The sequence below is a fragment of the Streptomyces luteogriseus genome (assembly GCF_014205055.1).
Lineage (GTDB): Bacteria > Actinomycetota > Actinomycetes > Streptomycetales > Streptomycetaceae > Streptomyces > Streptomyces luteogriseus.
The window spans coordinates 8159649-8177843 of sequence record NZ_JACHMS010000001.1 but is presented as its reverse complement, the minus strand read 5'-3'; the positions used below and the strand labels follow the sequence as shown (position 1 = coordinate 8177843).

Here is an 18195-nt window from a genome sequence, read left to right as displayed (position 1 = left end):
CGGGGCGCTGACATGACGGCCCGGATCCGTACGCGCGGACGACGCGGGCAGGACGCGGAAACGGCCGCCGACGCCCCGGCAGGAGCCGCCCTCCCCACCCGGGGCCTGCGCTTCCTTCTGGCACGCCGACGAGTCCTGCTGCGGCTCACCGCCTGGTCCGTGCTGGAGACCGGGCAGACCTTCCTCATCGGGTACGGGCCCGCCCGCGCCCTGGACGAGGGGTTCCTGCGCGGGCGGGCGGATGTCGGACTGGTCTGGCTGGCCGTGACCGGGCTGGGTGTCCTGCTCGGCGCGTACGGGACCGCCCGGGTCTACGCCGCCGTCGCCGCGCTGGTCGAACCGCTCCGGGACCTGCTCGTGGAGCGGGTGGTCACGCGTGGGGTGCGGACCGGGGACGCGGGGTCGCTGTCCGGGCTCACCCAGCAGGTGGAGATCGCGCGGGACACCTTCGCCGGACTGGTCATGGTCTCCCGCTCCTTCGTGTTCACCGCCGCAGGCGCCCTGGCGGGCCTGTTCACGCTCGCCCCGCCGCTCCTGCTGATCGTGGGGCCGCCCCTGATCGTGGGCATGGCGCTGTTCGCCGCGACGCTGCGACCGCTCGCCCGGCGGCAGGAGACGTTCCTGGTCGCGGACGAGGCCCTCGCCGGTGACCTCGGCACCGTCTGCCCCGGCCTGCGGGACATCACGGCGACCGGCGCGGAAGCGCAGATCGCCGCCGGCACCGGGGAACGGGTCGAGTCGGAACTGCGGGCGGCACGCGCCCTGGCCCACTGGGGTGTGCTGCGCGTGGCGTCCCTGACGATCGGCGGCCAGCTGCCGATCGTGCTGCTGCTCGCCGCCGGACCCTGGCTCCTGTCCCACGGCGTCACCGCGGGCGCCCTGGTCGGCGCCCTCGCCTACGTCACCCAGTCCCTGCTCCCGGCCCTGCGCAACCTGATCCACGGTCTGGGCACGAGCGGCTCCCGCCTGACGGTGGTGCTGCGCAGGCTCGCCGGGAAGGACACCGGCCCGGCCCGGCCGCCGGACACCGGGCCCGGGCCCGCGGACGCCACCGCGGGCCACGGTGCCCCGCACCCCGCCTTCTCCCTCGCCTCCGTCACCTTCGCCTACGGTCCCGCCAGCGCGCCCGTCGTCCAGGATCTCGATCTCACCCTCCCGCCCGGCGCGCACCTGGCCGTCGTGGGTCCCAGCGGCGCCGGCAAGTCCACGCTCACCGCACTCGTGGCGGGGCTGCTCGCCCCGTCACACGGCACGATCCGGGTCGGCGGACATCCCGTGCCCGGACCGGAGGTCGCCGCCGCGCGGGTGCTCATCCCGCAGGAGGCATACGTGTTCAGCGGCACGCTGACCGAGAACCTCGCGTATCTGCGGCCCGGCCCGGTGCCCGGGGAGGAACTGCTGGCCGCGGCCGAGGCGGTCGGGCTCGCCCCGCTGGCCGAGCGGCTCGGGGGATTCGACGCCCGGATCGATCCGGCGGCGCTGTCGGCCGGCGAACGGCAGCTGATCGCCCTGACCCGGGCCTACCTGTCGTACGCCCCGCTCGCCCTGCTGGACGAGGCGACCTGCCATCTGGACCCCGGGACGGAGGAGCGTGCGGAGCGGGCGTTCGCCGCGCGGCCGGGCGGGACCCTGGTGGTCGTGGCCCACCGCATCAGCTCGGCCCGCCGTGCCGGCCGGGTCCTGGTGATGGACGGCCGGAGCACGGCGTACGGCAGTCATGAGGAGTTGATGCGGTCCTCCGGGCTGTACCGGGACCTCGTCGGGAGCTGGATCCCCGCACCGGCCCGGCGGTGATCAGAGCCAGCCCTGGCCCTGCGAGATGCGTATCGCGTCGATGCGGTTGCGGGCCCCGGTCTTGCGGGTGATGGCGGCCATGTAGTTGCGCACCGTCCCGTGGGAGAGGTGCAGGCTCCCGGCGATCTCCGCGATGGAGGCTCCCTCGGCCGCGAGGGATAACACGCTCAGTTCTCTGCGGGTCAACGGCATCTCCGCCGCCTTGAGGAACCCGAAGCCCAGCGAGTCGTTGACGAAACGTTCCCCCTCGGCAACGCGGCGGATCCCGCGCAGCAGATTCTGCGGGGATCCCTCCTTGTCCACGTAGCCGAGCGCCCCCGCCTCGGCCGCCCGCTTCAACAGGCCCGGCCGACTCGCGGTGGCGAGCACGAGTAATCGCGGGTGCACGCGCTCCGGGCCCGGCCGGCACAGTTCGCCCAGCGGAGGGATGCCGTAGGAGTCCGTGCACTCCAGGTCCGCCGCGCACACGTCCGGCCGGACCGACCGCACCATGCCCGGCGCACCGCGCCACGACGTGTCGTGCACCGCCAGGTCGGTCTCCCGCCGCAGCCACTCCGCCAGCACCGACCGCACGAGGCACTCGTCGTGCACCAGAAGCACCCGGATCACTGCCACCCCTCCGCTCGCCGTACGCCCCCTCGTCCTGGTGAGCGCGTGCCCCATTGTTCGTGACCGTGACCCAGCGTGGGCGCGGAGAACCAGCCATCAGGGTGCGCGGGGGCGCACGCCCAGCGCCCGTACGCCCGGCCACGCTTCGACTACGGGGGCATGGGTCGGAGGAGTCGGGGTACGTGGGCGCTCCCGCCGGGGCCGGAGCGCATGTGACCGTCGGTAACCAGGCCCGTCGCGGAACCGCTCGTCGTGCGGGACCGGCCGTCAGGGGGGAGATTTGTTCCTGGGGCCGGTCGCGCGGCCGTGCGAGGAGGTGGTCGGCGTGTCCGACGGACAGTCGTCCGCGCAGGCGCCGGCGACCGCCAGGACGCCGGTCGGCCGGCCCCTGCTCTCGTTGGCGCTGGCCTCGATGATGGACGAGGTGCACGCTCACTCCGGCGCGGTGTACCTGATGGCACCGGACCAGCCGGTGCTGGAGATGGCGGTGATGGCCGGTCTGCCGCGGGCTTTCGCGGCGCCCTGGGAGCGGGTGGGCCTGAGCTCGCCGATCCCGGTCTCCGACGCGGCGCGCGAGCGACGGCTGGTGTGGGTCGGTGGCGAGGAGCAGATGGCCCGCCACTATCCGCGGATCGCCGTGGTGCTGCCCTACCCGTTCGCCCTGGCCGCGGTGCCGGTCGCGACCGAGTCCACCGTGTACGGCGCGGTCTTCGTGACCTGGCCGGGCGCGCATCCGGCGGAGATGTCCGACCACGAGCGCGATCATCTGACCGCGGCCTGCGGCCGGCTCGCGGTCCGGCTGGAGCGGGCCGCCGAGCACAGCATCCCGCCGCACCCCGAGACCGATCTGCTCGCCTCCCCCCTGGTGGGCGGCATGGCCGGCACGCTGGGCACGGTCGAGGCGGCCCGAATGGTGAGCCGGCTGCCGTACGGGCTGGTCTCGCTGGACCTGCACGGACGGGTCGGCTTCGTCAACGCGGCGGCGGGCGAGCTGCTGAACGTCCCCGTCAGCCGGCTGCTCGGCACCCAGCTGTGGGCGTCGGTGCCGTGGCTCAACGACCCGGTGTACGAGGACCGTTACCGGGCCGCGCTGCTGAGCCAGCACGTCACCTCGTTCGTGGCGCTGCGCCCGCCCGGCGAATGGCTGTCGTTCCGGCTGTACCCGAGCACGACGGGTCTGAGCGTCCGCATCACCAGGTCCCGGGCCGTGTCCCGGATGAACCGGACCGCACCGCCGCCCGACGGGACGCCGTCCCGCCTCGTCACCATCTCGCAGGTGCTGGACCTGGCCGGTGCGCTCACCGAGGCGGTGGGAGTGCAGGACGTGGTGCAGCTGGTCGCGGACGAGATCGCCCCGGCCGTGGGCAGTCAGGCCCTGGTCGTGCTCGGCTCGCGGGCGAACCGGCTGCAGGTGCTCGGGCATCGCGGATACCCGGACCCGCGCGTGGTGGAACGGTTCGACGGGATGCCTCTGACCGAGTCGACACCCGGCATCCAGGTGCTGCGGACGGGCGTGCCCGCGTTCTTCGAGACGCAGGAGCAGCTGGAGCGCCTGTACCCGGCGCGGCTCGCGACCCCCGACGGTTTCGCCGCCTGGGCCTACCTGCCGCTGATCGCCCAGGGCCGCCCGGTGGGGACCTGTGTGCTCTCCTACGCCGAGCCCCACCCCTTCCCGACGGAGGAGCGGGCGGTGATGACCAGCATGGCCGGGCTGATCGCGCAGGCGCTGGAGCGGGCCCTGCTCTACGACGCCAAGCACCGGCTCGCGCACGGCCTCCAGGAGGCGCTGCTGCCGCACTCCCTGCCGTCACTGCCCGGCATCGAGGCGGTCGGCCGCTATGTGCCGGCCACTCAGGGCATGGACATCGGCGGCGACTTCTACGACCTGGTCGGCTCCCAGGGGACGGCGGCGGCGGTGATCGGGGACGTCCAGGGCCACAACGTGACGGCGGCCGGTCTGATGGGACAGGTGCGCACCGCGGTGCGCGCGTACACGACCGTGGGGCAGGCGCCCGAAGAGGTCATGCGCAGCACCAACCGGCTGCTGCTCGACCTGGGGGCCGACCTGTTCGCCAGCTGTCTGTACCTGCGGCTCGACCCGGAGCACGGGCGGGCCGTGATGTCCCGGGCCGGGCACCCCCCGCCGCTGCTGAGGCGGCCGGACGGCAAGGTCCGCGTCCTCGACCTGGCGGGCGGCCCACTGCTGGGCATCGACGCCTCGGCGGTGTATCCGACGACGGAGGTCGCCCTGCCCCCCGGTTCGCTGCTCGTCCTCTACACGGACGGGCTGGTCGAGTCGCCCGGCACGGACTTCGAGGAGGCCCTCGCGGATCTGGGCCGGCGGCTGGCCGATGCCGGGGACCTGCCGCTGGACGAGCTGGCCGACAGCCTCGTCCATCAGGGGCGGCACCACGCGGACGGGGAGGAACGGCTCGACGACATCGCCCTGTTGCTGATCAGGGCCCTCGGGTAGCTCCCCCGGGCGCGGCGCCGCGGAAACGCCGGTGGCCGGCCCGGTCCCGCCAGGAAGGGGGCGGGACCGGGCCGGCGGCGTCGGACCGGCTGCCGACGGCTTGAGCAGGGTCAGCGGGACTCGGTCAGACCAGAGTTGTCCTCGACACCCTGACCGGCGTCCTGGCCGGCACCGGCACCCGCTTCGTCACCACCGGCCTGCTCACCGGCACCCGCACCGGCCTCTTCACCGGCCCCGGCTTCCTGGCCGGCTCCGGCCTCCTCACCGGCGCCCGCTTCCTCACCGGCACCGGCACCGGCCTCGTCGCCCGCACCTGCTTCGTCGCCCGCACCCGCACCGGCTTCGTCACCGGCACCGGCACCGCCGCCAGCGGCACCACCCGCACCGAGGGTCGCGCCGACCGCCTCCAGGGCGGTGGTCACCGGCTGGAAGAACGTCTCACCGCCGGCCGTGCAGTCGCCGCTGCCGCCGGAGGTCAGGCCGATGGCGAGACCGTCCTGGGTGAACAGCGAGCCGCCGCTGTCGCCGGGTTCGGCGCAGACGTCGGTCTGGATGAGGCCGGTGACCGTGCCCTCCGGGTAGTTCACCGTGGCGTCGAGGCCGAGCACCTGGCCGTCGTTGAGCCCGGTGGTGCTGCCCATCCGGAACACCTGCTGGCCGACGGTCGCCTCGGCGGCCTCGGTGATCGGCACGGTCTGGTCGCCGGTGTTGACCTCGCTGGGCGCCTCCGTCGCCGGGTCGTCGTACTTCACGAGTGCGAAGTCGCCGTTGCCGGGGAAGGTGGACTGGTCGACCGTGGCGATCGGCTGGCCGCCCTGGGTGTCGGACCACTCGTTGCCGCCGAGGGTGCAGTGACCGGCGGTCAGGAAGGCCGGGGAGCCGTCGCCCGCGGTGACGTTGAAGCCGAGGGAGCAGCGCGAGCCGCCCGCGAAGATGGCGTCGCCTCCGGAGACGAACGGCTTGAAGGTGCCGGAGGACTTCTTGATGGTGGCCATGTCGGAGCCGAGCTCCTTCACGGTGCTCTCCAGTCTGTCCCACTTGGCACCGGTCACGGTGCTGTCCGCGGTCACCAGGAGCTTGTTGGTCCGCGGGTCGATCGACCACGAGGTGCCCGCGATGGTCGCCTCGGACTTCAGCGTCGACGCCCCGTCCTGAAGCTCCGACCAGCTGTTGTCGACCTCGCGGACCTTCGCACCGGCCGCCTTCGCCTGCACGACCACGTTGTTGTCGTCGCCCGGAACGACGTTGACGACGAGCTGCTTGCTGGCACTGTCGTAGTAGGAGCCGCCGAACGCCTCTCCGAGGAGTCCGGAGAGCTGCGAGGCGAGATCCGAGGCGTCGCCCGCCTTCAGTGTCTTCGGCGCGGCCGCCGCGTCGCCGGACGAACCGTCCTGCGAGGCGTTGGCGTTGGGGAGCAGGATCGCGGCCGCGCCGAGCGCCACCACGCCGCCCGCCGCTATCGCGGCCTTGCGCTTCGGAATTCGCTTGTGACTCAAACTTCTCTCCTCCTGGGGGGACGGAGCCTGTGCCGCCGTCCGGCAGCTTGGGGGGCGCCTGGATGGCTGTTGGTACGCACGGGCCGTGCGGGGCGTTCAATTCCGATTGCAAGTGATCCCTTCGCATCGCGGAATCAGCCAACTCCCGCTGCCCGCCCACCGACCGCGCGGTCCGCGACTCCCCTGTTCCCATGGGCCGGTCGAGGAGGGCGGGCCCGGCCGGCCCGCGGAGAGTCATGGCCGGATGACGGCCCTTCAGCTACGGCACCGCTCCGGCATCGCGGAACGAAACGCTCCGTATCCGGCCGGGAACGATCTGTCGCCCTCACAGAGCCGGATCCCGGCTTCAGCGAATCTGCACATCGAATGCTCAACCCGGTCACCGAAAGGAGGGTTATCCACACCCCGGCCGCGTCGGACACGCCTTTGGTGCGGGAGTGCCGGATTCGCCTGCCCCCGGAGCAAGGGCCGGGATGCGCCGATGCGGTGTCACGTGTGAAGAACTCGCCGCCAAGCGGTGTCCAGACCTGCACGGAACGGTGCCGTGGAGGCGCAAGTTCCCTGGTGAGGGGGGTGGTTGATTGGAAGCGTGGACCCGCAGCGTGCTTTGATCCATCGCACCGCGGGAGCCGCTCAGGGCGTTCGGAAACGGACGCCCGGTGCTCGCGGTCGCGGCCGTCATCTGTCCCCAGAGGGGGCCGCTCCCCCCTTGTGAGATATCCATATGAAGGGAAGTTCCATCATGAACTCCACCCCCCAGGTTGAGACCGTCGAGATCGCCGACGCCCAGCTCGACGCCATCTCCGGCGGCCTGTCCGTGAACGCCGTCAACACCGTCACCGACACCGTCGACGGCATCGCTCCGGTCTCCGGCCTGGTCGACACGGCCGTCGGCACCGTCGAGGGTGTCACCGGCCTCAACACGGCCCCGGTCACCGGCCTGGTCTCCGGCCTCTGATCGAGCCTTTGTGCCGTTGATTCCCGGAACCGCAGCCGGCGGTTCCGGGTTCTTCGGGTTCCGCATGCACCTCTTGCACGGTCGCCGGCACGTTCGCCACGGCCGTGAGTACCTCTTCTACGGGTGAGGGAAGTTCCTTGCAGTTCCGCCAACAGGCCCTCGCCAAGCTCCAGTCACCGGAGGAACTCGATCTGCCGGTGCGCTTCGCCCGCCCGCAGGGCTGGCTCGTGCTCTCGGTGACGGTGGTCGCGATGGCCGCAGCCTCGGTGTGGGCGGTGACCGGCTCGGTGACCTCCACCGTCAGCGCACCCGCCATCATCACGCACGGGCAGGGCAGCTACCTCCTCCAGAGCCCCGTCGCGGGCCAGGTCACGGCGGTGCTCGCCGAGCAGGGACAGCGGGTACCCGCGGGCTCCCCGGTGCTCAAGGTCCGTACGGCCAAAGGCGAAGCGGTCGTCCGCGCGCTCGACGCGGGCCGTGTCTCCGCGCTCGCCGCGACCGTCGGGCAGATCATCCAGACCGGCGCGAACGTCGCCGCCGTCGAGAAGGTCGCCCGTACCGGGGACCCGCTCTACGCGACCGTGTACGTCCCCGCCGAGAACGCCGCCTCGATCCCCGACGACGCCGCCGTGGACCTGACCGTGCAGTCGGTGCCGACGCAGGAGTACGGCGTGCTGCGCGGCCATGTGAAGGCGGTGGACCGCTCGGCCCAGTCCCCGCAGCAGATCGCCGCGTTCCTCGGGGACAGCCAGCTGGGTGGGCAGTTCACGAAGAAGGGCAGGCCGGTGGCCGTGACGGTCCGGCTGGACAAGTCCTCCGCCACGAAGAGCGGGTACAGGTGGTCGTCCGCGGACGGACCCCCGTTCAAGCTGACCTCCATGACGCTGGCCTCCGGTTCGATCCGGCTGGCCGACCAGCACCCCGTCGACTGGCTGCTGCCATGAGCGCGACCGCTCAGGAGCCCCGGAGCAGGCGCCGCGCCGCCCCGCCGAAGCGCAAGGTGCCCAAGGCCCGGGCGAAGACCGTCCGCACCCCCACCGTGCTCCAGATGGAGGCCGTCGAGTGCGGCGCCGCCTCCCTGGCGATGGTGCTCGGCCACTACGGCAAGCACGTCCCGCTGGAGGAGCTGCGCATCGCCTGCGGTGTCTCCCGGGACGGCTCGCGCGCCAGCAACCTGCTGAAGGCGGCCCGCTCCTACGGCCTGACGGCCAAAGGCATGCAGATGGACGTGGCCGCCCTGGCCGAGGTGAAGTCGCCGGCCATCCTGTTCTGGGAGTTCAACCACTACGTCGTCTACGACGGTATGGGGCGGCGTTTCGGCCGCCGCGGCGTCTACATCAACGACCCCGGCAAGGGCCGCCGGTTCGTCCCCATGGAGGACTTCGACGGCAGCTTCACCGGTGTCGTCCTGGTGATGGAACCCGGTGAGGACTTCGCCCGGGGCGGCCGCAAGCCCGGCGTCCTGGGCGCGATGCCCGCCCGGCTGCGTGGTACGGCGGGCACGATGCCCGCGGCGGTGCTGGCGAGTCTGCTGCTGGTGGCGGTCGGCGCCGCGGTGCCCGCGCTGAGCCGCACCTACATCGACGAGTTCCTGATCGGCAACCAGACCTCGCTGCTCGGCGTGCTGTTCACGTCGATGGCGGCGTGCGTGCTGCTCACCGTCGTGCTGACCTGGCTCCAGCAGGCCAACCTGCTGCGGGGCCGCATCATCTCATCCACCCTGTCCAGCGCCCGCTTCCTGCGGCATCTGCTGCGGCTGCCGGTGACGTTCTTCTCGCAGCGCAGCCCGGCCGATCTGGTGCAGCGCCTGCAGTCCAACGACGCGGTGTCCGAGACCCTGTCGCGCGACCTCGCGGCGGCGGGCGTGGACGCGATCGTGGTCGTCCTGTACGCGGTACTGCTCTACACCTACGACCCGCAGCTGACGTTCGTCGGCATCGGCGTGGCCCTGCTGAACGTCGTCGCCATGCGGGTCGTCATCCGGCTGCGGGCGACCCGCACGGCGAAACTGCGCGCGGACACGGCTCGCCTCACCAACACCGCCTACACGGGCCTTCAGCTCATCGAGACGATGAAGGCGACCGGCGGCGAGGACGGCTACTTCCGCAAGTGGGCGGGGCAGCACGCCACCACCCTGGAGGAGCAGCAGCGGCTCGGCGTGCCGAGTGCCTGGCTGGGCGTGGTCGCGCCGACGCTCGCCACCCTCAACAGCGCGCTGATCCTGTGGATCGGCGGTATGCGGGCGGTCGAGGGGCACATCTCGGTGGGTCTGCTGGTGGCCTTCCAGGCGCTGGTCACCCGGTTCACCGCCCCGCTGACCCGGCTGAACGGTGTCGCGGGCCGCATCCAGGACTTCGCGGCGGACGTGGCCCGGCTGAAGGACGTGGAGAACTTCAAGGCCGACCCGCTCTACGGCCGCCCCGGCTCCGGCGAGTCCACGCGCCGCCTCCAGGGCCATGTCGAGCTGGAGAACATCACGTTCGGCTACAGCCCGCTCGACAAGCCCCTGCTCACCGGCTTCGACCTGACGGTGGGTCCCGGACAGCAGGTGGCGCTGGTCGGCGGTTCGGGCAGCGGCAAGTCCACGGTGTCCCGGATGATCTCCGGGCTGTACGCGCCGTGGGAGGGCGTGATCCGCATCGACGGGCAACGCATCGAGGACATCCCGCGGGGGGCGCTGGCCGCCTCGGTCTCCTTCGTCGACCAGGACGTGTTCCTCTTCGAGGGGACGGTCCGCGACAACGTGGCCCTGTGGGACCCGTCGATCCCCGACGACGCGGTGGAGGACGCCCTGCGCGACGCCGCCCTGTACGACGTGATCACCCGCCGGCCCGGCGGCATCCACAGCAAGGTGGAGCAGGACGGCCGCAACTTCTCCGGCGGGCAGCGCCAGCGCCTGGAGATCGCGCGGGCGCTGGTGCGCCGGCCGAGCATCCTGGTGCTCGACGAGGTGACGAGCGCGCTGGACGCGGAGACCGAGCAGGTCGTGATGGACAACCTGCGCCGGCGCGGCTGCGCCTGTGTGGTGATCGCGCACCGGCTGAGCACGGTGCGCGACAGCGACGAGATCGTCGTCCTGCAGCACGGCACGATCGTGGAGCGGGGACGGCACGAGGACCTGGTGGCCCGCGGCGGCGCGTACGCGGCACTGGTCAGGGAGCGGTGACATGACGGCCGTTCACGAAGGACACGACGGCGACCTGGTGCTGGGCGCCTTCGGGCAGATGGGTTCGCGCATCGACTGCGCCGGGTTCAACCGCCTCGACCTCGAAGGCCCGCAGGTGCTGTGGCTGGTGGCTTCCGGCGCCGTGGACCTGTTCGCGGTCGACGCCGGGCAGCAGGGCCACTGGCACCATCTGGGCCGGCTGGAGGCGGGCTCGCTGGTGCTCGGCCCGGTGCCGGGACCGCAGCACACCTTGGTGGCCCGGCCGCTGCGGGACTGCGTGGTGCACCGCATCGGCCTGCGCGAGCTGTACCAGCCCGCCAACACCGCGACCTGGTCGTACGACGAGTACGGCAACCCGCAGTACGTGCCGCCGACGACGAGTCCGCTGGAGTACGCGCTGGCCCTCGGGGTCGGCCGCAGCCTGTCGATCCTGTTCCAGGCGCCGATGGCCACCGAGCGGGCCGCCGCGCCGACGGACGACGACGTGTTCTGGATGCAGGTGCCGCCGGGCAGTGTGCAGTACGGCTCGCTGTACGGCGCGGAGGCCGCGGCCGACCTGCTGATGGATCCGGGGCTGTGGCAGTCCATGGTCGACCAGCAGTACCGGCTGCTGACCACGCTGGACCGCTGGATCGAGCAGCTGGAGCGCACCCACGAGACGCGCACCGCCGAGGGCATCAAGGCCGGTGAGGCGGTGCGCGCCCAGGCCGACCAGACGCTGCTCGCCTCCATCGGCAAGCGCTCCTCCCAGCGCACGACCGCGGCCGACGCGGACGCCACGTACGCGGCCTGCAAGCTGGTCGGGCAGGCGGCCGGGATCCGTATCACCGAGCCGACCCAGAAGGGCACCGGCGGCGACCGCCTCGACCCGGTCGAGCAGGTCGCCCTGGCCTCCCGCGTGCGTACCCGGGCGGTACGGCTCGACGGCCGCTGGTGGCGGGACAACGTGGGGCCGCTGGTGGGTCAGCGGGCCCTGTCGGGCGCGCCGGTTGCGCTGCTGTGGCGGCGCGGCGGCTATGTCGCGGTGCATCCGTCGACCGGCCGGGAGACGCCGGTCGAGAAGGCCAACGCCGAAGAGTTCGAGCCGCGCGCGGTGATGTTCTACCGTCCGCTGCCGGAGCGGGGGCTCAGTCCGCTGAGGCTGCTGCGGTTCTGCATGCAGGGCATGCGCGGCGACCTGACGGGTCTGCTGCTCAGCGGTCTGGTGACGGTGGCGATCGGCGCGCTCGTGCCCATCGCGACCGGCAAGGTGCTGGGCGAGTTCGTGCCGAAGGCGCAGACGGACCTGATCGTGCAGGTGTGTCTCGCGGTGATGCTGAGCAGTGTGGTGGCGGCGGCCTTCATGCTGTTGCAGAACCTCACGATCCTGCGGCTGGAGGGCCGGATCGAGGCGACGCTCCAGCCGGCGGTGTGGGACCGGCTGCTGAGACTGCCGACGAAGTTCTTCACCGAGCGCTCCACGGGCGAACTGGCCAGCGCGGCCATGGGCATCAGCTCGATCCGCCGGCTGCTGGCGGGGGTCGGACCGACGGTCGCCCAGTCGGTGACGGTCGGCGCGATGAACCTGGGGCTGCTGCTGTGGTTCAGCGTGCCGATGGCGATGGCCGCGATCGGCATGCTCGTCGTCATCGCCGCCGTGTTCCTGGGCCTCGGGCTGTGGCAGGTGCGCTGGCAGCGGCGTCTCGTGGTGCTCTCCAACAAGCTGAACAACCAGGCGTTCCAGACGCTGCGGGGTCTGCCCAAGCTGCGGGTGGCCGCGGCCGAGAACTACGCGTACGCCGCGTGGGCCTCGGAGTTCGCGCGCAGCCGGGAGCTCCAGCAGAAGGTCGGCCGCATCAAGAACCTCACGACGGTGCTGGGCGCGGTGTACCTGCCGCTGTGCACCCTGCTGATGTTCATGCTGCTGGCCGGCCCCGCCCGGGGCTCGATGTCGGCGGCGGCGTTCCTCACCTTCAACACGTCGGTGACGATGGTGCTGACCTCCGTCACGCAGCTGACGGGCTCGTTCGTCTCGGCGGTGGCCGCGCTGCCGCTGTTCGAGGAGATCAAGCCGGTGCTCGACGCGACGCCGGAGGTGCGCACGGCGAGCACCCGGCCGGGTCCGCTGAGCGGGGCGATCGAGGCACGGCGGGTGTCCTTCCGTTACTCGGACGACGGTCCGCTGGTCCTGGACGACGTGTCGTTCGAGGTGCGACCGGGCGAGTTCGTCGCGGTCGTCGGCCCGAGCGGCTGCGGAAAGTCGACGCTGCTGCGGCTGCTGATCGGCTTCGACCGGCCGGTGTCGGGCAGCGTGCTGTACGACGGGCAGGACCTGGCGGCCCTCGACCAGTCGGCGGTGCGCCGCCAGTGCGGTGTGGTGCTCCAGAACGCGCAGCCGTTCACCGGTTCGATCCTGGACGTCATCTGCGGCACCGAGCCGTACACGCCGGAGGAGGCGATGGCGGCGGCCGAGATGGCCGGTCTCGCCGAGGACATCAAGCGGATGCCGATGGGCCTGCACACGATCGTCGCGGGCAGCGGAGCCGTCTCCGGCGGCCAGCGCCAGCGGCTGATGATCGCCCAGGCGCTGATCCGGCGGCCGCGCATCCTCTTCTTCGACGAGGCGACCAGCGCGCTCGACAACGAGACGCAGCGCACGGTGATCGAGAGCACCAAGGCCCTCAACGCGACCCGGATCGTCATCGCGCACCGGCTGTCGACGGTGCTGGACGCCGACCGGGTCGTGGTGATGGAGGAGGGCAAGGTCATCCAGCAGGGCCCGCCCGCGCAGCTCCTCGCCGACACCGGAGGCCGGCTGCACGAGCTGGTGCGGCGTCAGATGGCGTAGCGGTCAGTCCAGTCCGGGTACCGGCGCGCCGGAGGGCATCCCCGCCGCGACGTAGGCGGCGTAGAGCTCCTTCCAGGGCGCGTCGGCGCCGGAGTGCGGACCGGAGGTCTCCTCGCCGCGCGCCCGGGCGTCCAGCGCGGCCAGGCACACCTCCCAGCCGGCGCCGTTGCGGGCGGCGCTGTCCTGGGCGTCGAGGACGTTGGTGAGAGTGAAACGGGTGCTCTTGTCGCCGGTTTCCTCCAGGTCGAAGCGGAGTTCGTCCCCGCCCCACTCGAACGCCAGGTGCCGGGGCGGGTCGACGGCGAGGACCCGGCCGGTGGAGCCCTCCATGTGGGGGTCACCGCTGAAGGTGATCGTGCCGCCCGGACGCAGCTCGATCTCGGCGCGGGAAGGGAACCAGCGTTCCAGCTCGTCCGCGTCGGTCACGAACTGCCAGACGCGGTCCACGGGATGGTCGTAGACGCGGCTGAAACGGACGGCGGGGCGGCCGTCGTCCAGGGTCAGATAGGTGCCGGTGAGGTCGGCGGTCATGGCGGATCAGTCCTTCGGTGCGGGTGGTTCGGGGGCGTCCGGCGTCTCGTCGAGGCGGCGGCCCAGCGTGTCGAGGCTCTTGTTCCAGAGGGCGCGGTAGGGGGCGAGCCAGGCGTCCAGGGCGGCGATCGGGGCGGGGTCGAGGGCGTAGACACGGCGTTGCGCGTCCTGGCGCACCCGGACCAGGCCCGCCTCGCGCAGCACCTTGAGGTGCTTGGAGGTGCTCGGCTGACTCAGTCCGCACGCCTCGACGATCTCACCGACGGGCCGGGGCCGCTCCAGGAGCAGCGCGACGATGGCCCGCCGGTGGGGATCGGCCAGCGCGGTCCAGAGGGCGGCGTCGGACATGACTCCAATATGCCTCGACGGTTATATGCGCGTCAAGGAATACAGGCTGGTCCTGCCGGGCCCTTGTTCCAGGTGCTCACGGCCCGCCGATGGCGCGTCCTCGCCGGTCGCGCGCGTGCGCTCTGTTGGCCTGCCGCGTAAGTGGGTACCCACCGCCCATGCGTATCAGCGTGGTGGATGTGGGATCGAACGCGGTCAGACTGGTGGTCGCCGACGCGGCGGACGGAGTGCCGCTGCCGGTGCACACCGCCAAGTGGCGGCTGAGGCTGTCCGAGCAGATCACACCGGGGGGACCCGTCCCGGAGCAGGCCGTGGGGCAACTCGTCGACGCGGTGGCCGAGGCGAGCAGGACCGCCAACCGGTGGGGTGCGGCCGGTCCGTTGGCGTTCGCGACCGCCGTGGTGCGCAACGCGCCGAACCGGCACGAGGTCCTGCGCGCCGTCCGCGCCCGTTCGGGCGTCGACCTGTGCACCCTGCCGGGTGAGGTCGAGGCCGAACTGACGTTTCTCGGGGCGCGGCGCTGGATGGGCTGGCGGTCGGGGCCGCTCGCCCTGCTCGACATCGGCGGCGGCACACTGGACGTCGCCTTCGGGCGCGGCCGGTTGCCCGACTTCGTGGCCTCGCTGCCGCTGGGGGCTCGGCGGTTGACGCACGAGTTCTTCGAGGACGAGGACCCGCCGTCGCCGGAGCGGGTGCGGGCGCTGCGCCGCAAGGTCCGCCATCAGCTGCGGGACGTCGCGGCGCGCATCCGCTGGGAGGGCCCGCGCACCGCGGTCGCCACCTCCCGCACCTTCCAGCAGCTGGGGCGGCTGTGCGGCGCCGCACCCGGACGCCACGGCCCTTTCGTGGACCGGCAGATGCACCGCTCCGAACTGCGGGCGGCGATCACACGGCTGGCCGCCCTGCCCGCCGCCGAGCGGGCGCACCTGCCCGGCATCTCCGCCCCGCGCGCCGCACAGAGCCTGGCGGGAGCGGTGGTCGGGCACACCGCGCTGAAGCTGACCGGCATCAAGGCCGTCACGGTCTGCCCCTGGGCGATCCGCGAGGGCGTGCTGCTGCGCCACATCGAGGACGGCCCCTCCTGGTGGGCGGAGGTCTCCCGCGGCAGCAAGGAGGCCGCTCCTTCCGACCCGGTGCCGCTGCGGATCGCCGCCACCTCCGGCTGACGCCCGCGCCGTCCTGAACAGAGGAGGAGACCCCCGCGCCCCAGGACCAGAACCAGACCGGCACGGCAGGCCCGGCCCGGCCCCTGGCTTCAGGGCTGTCGTGAGGGGTGACCTCGGTCGTCGGGCGGGTACCCGGCGCACATGGAGCACGAAGGACCACGACTGCCGGCCCCGCGCGGCCCGCTGAGCAGGGGTGTCGGCGCGTATCTGCGGGGAGCCGGCCGCCTGCCCCGCCTCGAGGAGGTCGCCCGCGCCGAGGTGTACGGCGACGATCTCCAGCTCGCCCTGTACCTGTGCTACGAGCTGCACTACCGCGGCTTCGCGGAGGTCTCGCCGGAGCGGGAGTGGGATCCCGAGCTGCTGCGCACCCGCGCCGCCATGGAGCACCGCTTCCTGTCCGCGCTGCGCACCGACGCGCACGTCCACGACAGCGTGGACGAGGCGCTGGCCGGCCTGCTGGTCGAGCCCGTCGAGGGCACCGGCGTGACCCACTTCCTGCGCGCCGAGGGCGAACTGTGGCAGGTGCGCGAGTACGCGGCACAGCGTTCCCTGTACCACCTGAAGGAGGCGGACCCACATGCCTGGGTGCTGCCGCGGCTGTGGGGCCGGGCGAAGGCGGGGATGGCGGCCGTGGAGTTCGACGAGTGGGGCGGCGGCCGCGCGGAGCGCGTGCACGCGGCCCTGTTCGCCGACCTGATGACGGACCTGGGCCTGGACACCACGTACGGCCGCTACCTCGACGCCGCCTCCGCCGAGGCCCTGGTCACCGTGAACATGATGTCGCTGTTCGGGCTGCACCGGGCTCTCAGGGGCGCCCTGGTCGGGCACTTCGCGACGGTCGAGATCACCTCGTCCCCGGGGTCGCGGCGGCTCGCCGAGGCGATGCGCCGCACGGGCGCCGGGCCCGCGGCCGAGCACTTCTACGACGAGCACGTCGAGGCCGACGCGGTGCACGAGCAGGTGGTGCGTCACGAGGTCATCGGCGGGCTGCTGGAGCAGGAGCCGCATCTCGCCCCGGACGTCGTCTTCGGCATCGACGCCACCGAGTTCGTCGAGGCGCGCTTCGGTGCCCGGCTGCTCACCGACTGGCACGCCGCACGTTCGTCACTCCATGCACCGCTTGCCCAGGAAGCAGCTCATATCTCCTGATTGCCGGGGTACTCGGCGTCCGTGATTGCACTGGTACCCCCGGGCGTGTACGCCCCGCAGGAGGACACCGAGCTGCTGGCCGGTGCCCTGTACGACGAACCGCTGCCTCCGGGCGCGGAGGTCCTCGACGTGGGCACCGGCAGTGGCGCCCTGGCCCTGGAGGCCGCGCGCCGGGGCAGCCGTGTGACCGCCGTGGACGTGTCCTGGAGTGCCGTATGGGCGGCGCGGGTTAACGCCCGGCTCGCAGGGCTCCCGGTCCGCATCCGGCACGGGAATCTCTTCGAACCCGTGCACGGCAAGACGTTCGATCTGATCCTGGCCAATCCCCCGTACGTCCCCGCGCCCGACGGTCATCGCAGGCCGCCCCGGGGGGCGGCCCGGGCCTGGGACGCGGGCGGCGACGGACGGATGGTCGTGGACCGCATCTGCCGGGAGGCGCCCGGCCTGCTGCGCCCGGGCGGGGTGCTGCTGCTCGTGCAGTCGGCGCTCAGCGGCCCGGACCTGACCGTCGGGCAGTTGCGCACGGCCGGTCTGAAGGCCGCGGTGACCCGTCGGCGCCGGATCGCGCTCGGGCCCGTGCTGCGCGGCCGAGAGCGCTGGCTGCGGGAGCGGGGGCTGCTGCCCGCCGCCGATGACAAGGAAGAGCTGGTGGTCGTCCGTGCCGAACTCCCCGTCTGACCGGCCTGCCGCGCCGCGCCGCGTCACCGTCCAGCGCAAGGGCCCGCTGCTGGTGGAGGGCCCGGTGGAGGTGGAGCTCGAGGACGGTTCCGTCGTCAGCTCCGACCGCTTCCGCGTCGCCCTGTGCACGTGCCGCCGCAGCCGCCGCTACCCATGGTGCGACACGAGCCACCGCGACCGGGCGTGAGACCCCGGCCGTAGGAACGCCCAGGGGCCGGCGGGCGGCCCCACTCCGCCCGCCGGCCCCCTCGCACGAGATCGCGACTCCCCGTGACAACGGCCCGGCTCCCCAGCCACGGCCCGCTGCGCTTCACGGATTCAGCGCGATCCCGGTCTGTGGGTCGAGCCCTCTCAGAAGGAGAAGACGCCCGTTCCGTAGGCGTTCTTCATGCAGTCGTTGGAGAAGGTCCGCTCATAGGAGACGCGCTTGCCCTGCCAGACGCCGTCGACGGTGATGACCACGGGGTCGTACTGCTTGGTGCACATCACGCCGCCCCTCGCGGTCAGGGCGTCGAAGTCCCCGCCGACGCCGCGCAGTTCCGCGCAGGCCGAGCCGGCCGCCGGGTGCGTGCCGGCGGCCGTCGGGGCACAGGTCAGGGTGACCGCGCGTTCCGGAGTCGCTGCGACCGCGCTCTCGCCGTGGCCCACCGTGAGAACGAGGGCCGACGGGGCGTAGAGCGCGGTGGGGGCCTGACCCGGGGAGGCGAGCGCGGCCCCGGTGAGGGGTCCGCAGACGGCGGTGGCCGTCATGCCGAGGATCATGGCCCAGCGCGCGGTGTTCCGCATTGTGTGCATCCTTCCGCTTCGATTACAGGGTGTGCCGGTCCGTGCTCGGTCGGTGCCCGGAGCGGCGATCGCGAGTCTGCCGAGTCCGCCGGGGAAACACACATCGACCCCACGGGTTTCAGTAACATTGCGTGTTGAATCAGTGGCGTGAAGTTACGGAACGCGCGCGTCCGAAGCCCGTAACCGCGCGGCCTCCCGGATCAGGAAGCGGCCA

At 72.5% G+C, this 18195-nt stretch carries 15 protein-coding genes; 10 read left to right on the top strand and 5 right to left on the bottom strand.

Going from position 1 to position 18195, the window contains the following annotated elements; genetic code table 11:
• Positions 1 to 12: 12 nt before the first annotated feature.
• Entirely contained in the window at positions 13 to 1794 is a 1782-nt protein-coding gene (locus BJ965_RS36320; RefSeq protein ID WP_184915453.1) for an ABC transporter ATP-binding protein, read from the top strand.
• On the opposite strand, the gene BJ965_RS36315 is transcribed toward BJ965_RS36320, so the two are convergent.
• Positions 1795 to 2403, bottom strand: a complete 609-nt coding sequence (locus BJ965_RS36315) for a response regulator transcription factor (protein WP_313667578.1) — start codon at positions 2401 to 2403, stop codon at positions 1795 to 1797.
• A gap of 316 nt (positions 2404 to 2719) precedes the next feature.
• On the opposite strand from BJ965_RS36315, the gene BJ965_RS36310 reads away from it, so the two are divergent.
• Positions 2720 to 4876 carry a SpoIIE family protein phosphatase gene (locus BJ965_RS36310; protein ID WP_184917918.1) on the top strand — a complete coding sequence of 719 codons (2157 nt, stop codon included), beginning with the start codon at positions 2720 to 2722 and terminating at the stop codon, positions 4874 to 4876.
• Between the two features lie 110 nt (positions 4877 to 4986).
• Here the strand turns inward: BJ965_RS36310 and BJ965_RS36305 are convergent, their stop codons facing one another.
• On the bottom strand, positions 4987 to 6372 hold the full coding sequence (locus BJ965_RS36305; RefSeq protein ID WP_184915447.1) for a S1 family peptidase: 1386 nt from the start codon (positions 6370 to 6372) through the stop codon (positions 4987 to 4989).
• A 742-nt stretch (positions 6373 to 7114) separates the two neighbouring features.
• Here BJ965_RS36305 and BJ965_RS36300 point away from each other — a divergent pair.
• The 4 genes from BJ965_RS36300 to BJ965_RS36285 all read left to right on the top strand — a co-directional run bounded on the left by BJ965_RS36300 (position 7115) and on the right by BJ965_RS36285 (position 13323).
• Positions 7115 to 7330, top strand: a complete 216-nt coding sequence (locus tag BJ965_RS36300) for a hypothetical protein (RefSeq protein ID WP_003994898.1) — start codon at positions 7115 to 7117, stop codon at positions 7328 to 7330.
• A gap of 137 nt (positions 7331 to 7467) precedes the next feature.
• Positions 7468 to 8274: an HlyD family efflux transporter periplasmic adaptor subunit gene (locus BJ965_RS36295; protein WP_184915443.1), complete on the top strand. Its 807-nt coding sequence runs from the start codon at positions 7468 to 7470 to the stop codon at positions 8272 to 8274.
• Positions 8271 to 10496: an NHLP family bacteriocin export ABC transporter peptidase/permease/ATPase subunit gene (locus BJ965_RS36290; protein ID WP_184915440.1), complete on the top strand. Its 2226-nt coding sequence runs from the start codon at positions 8271 to 8273 to the stop codon at positions 10494 to 10496. Before BJ965_RS36295 ends, BJ965_RS36290 begins: the two co-directional genes overlap by 4 nt.
• A gap of 1 nt (position 10497) precedes the next feature.
• Complete coding sequence (locus BJ965_RS36285; RefSeq protein WP_184915437.1) at positions 10498 to 13323, top strand: NHLP bacteriocin export ABC transporter permease/ATPase subunit; 2826 nt, start codon at positions 10498 to 10500, stop codon at positions 13321 to 13323.
• 3 nt (positions 13324 to 13326) lie between these two features.
• Here BJ965_RS36285 and BJ965_RS36280 read toward each other — a convergent pair whose 3' ends face one another.
• On the bottom strand, positions 13327 to 13854 hold the full coding sequence (locus BJ965_RS36280) for an SRPBCC family protein (protein ID WP_184915434.1): 528 nt from the start codon (positions 13852 to 13854) through the stop codon (positions 13327 to 13329).
• Between the two features lie 6 nt (positions 13855 to 13860).
• Positions 13861 to 14202, bottom strand: coding sequence for an ArsR/SmtB family transcription factor (locus BJ965_RS36275; protein ID WP_184915431.1), 342 nt, complete (start codon positions 14200 to 14202; stop codon positions 13861 to 13863).
• Between the two features lie 158 nt (positions 14203 to 14360).
• On the opposite strand from BJ965_RS36275, the gene BJ965_RS36270 reads away from it, so the two are divergent.
• The 4 genes from BJ965_RS36270 to BJ965_RS36255 all read left to right on the top strand — a co-directional run bounded on the left by BJ965_RS36270 (position 14361) and on the right by BJ965_RS36255 (position 17382).
• Positions 14361 to 15368 carry a Ppx/GppA phosphatase family protein gene (locus BJ965_RS36270; RefSeq protein WP_184915428.1) on the top strand — a complete coding sequence of 336 codons (1008 nt, stop codon included), beginning with the start codon at positions 14361 to 14363 and terminating at the stop codon, positions 15366 to 15368.
• Positions 15369 to 15509: 141 nt separating this feature from the next.
• Positions 15510 to 16517 (top strand): iron-containing redox enzyme family protein, encoded by a 1008-nt coding sequence (locus BJ965_RS36265; RefSeq protein ID WP_184915425.1) that lies wholly within the window; start codon positions 15510 to 15512, stop codon positions 16515 to 16517.
• Between the two features lie 21 nt (positions 16518 to 16538).
• Entirely contained in the window at positions 16539 to 17195 is a 657-nt protein-coding gene (locus BJ965_RS36260; protein WP_313667574.1) for a HemK2/MTQ2 family protein methyltransferase, read from the top strand.
• Positions 17176 to 17382 (top strand): CDGSH iron-sulfur domain-containing protein, encoded by a 207-nt coding sequence (locus BJ965_RS36255; RefSeq protein ID WP_184915422.1) that lies wholly within the window; start codon positions 17176 to 17178, stop codon positions 17380 to 17382. The genes BJ965_RS36260 and BJ965_RS36255 overlap by 20 nt, the downstream gene beginning before the upstream one ends.
• A 164-nt stretch (positions 17383 to 17546) precedes the next feature.
• Here the strand turns inward: BJ965_RS36255 and BJ965_RS36250 are convergent, their stop codons facing one another.
• A complete protein-coding gene (locus tag BJ965_RS36250; RefSeq protein ID WP_030845125.1) occupies positions 17547 to 17981 on the bottom strand; it encodes a protease inhibitor in 435 nt (144 codons plus the stop codon).
• Positions 17982 to 18195: the final 214 nt, after the last annotated feature.

Excerpts from the sequence above, each read along its gene's own strand:
- BJ965_RS36320 (WP_184915453.1), top strand. The coding sequence starts at position 13 with ATGACGGCCCGGATCCGTACGCGCGGACGACGCGGGCAGGACGCGGAA.
- BJ965_RS36285 (WP_184915437.1), top strand. The coding sequence starts at position 10,498 with ATGACGGCCGTTCACGAAGGACACGACGGCGACCTGGTGCTGGGCGCC.
- BJ965_RS36290 (WP_184915440.1), top strand. The coding sequence starts at position 8,271 with ATGAGCGCGACCGCTCAGGAGCCCCGGAGCAGGCGCCGCGCCGCCCCG.
- BJ965_RS36300 (WP_003994898.1), top strand. The coding sequence starts at position 7,115 with ATGAACTCCACCCCCCAGGTTGAGACCGTCGAGATCGCCGACGCCCAG.
- BJ965_RS36270 (WP_184915428.1), top strand. The coding sequence starts at position 14,361 with ATGCGTATCAGCGTGGTGGATGTGGGATCGAACGCGGTCAGACTGGTG.
- BJ965_RS36250 (WP_030845125.1), bottom strand. The coding sequence starts at position 17,981 with ATGCGGAACACCGCGCGCTGGGCCATGATCCTCGGCATGACGGCCACC.
- BJ965_RS36275 (WP_184915431.1), bottom strand. The coding sequence starts at position 14,202 with ATGTCCGACGCCGCCCTCTGGACCGCGCTGGCCGATCCCCACCGGCGG.
- BJ965_RS36265 (WP_184915425.1), top strand. The coding sequence starts at position 15,510 with ATGGAGCACGAAGGACCACGACTGCCGGCCCCGCGCGGCCCGCTGAGC.
- BJ965_RS36280 (WP_184915434.1), bottom strand. The coding sequence starts at position 13,854 with ATGACCGCCGACCTCACCGGCACCTATCTGACCCTGGACGACGGCCGC.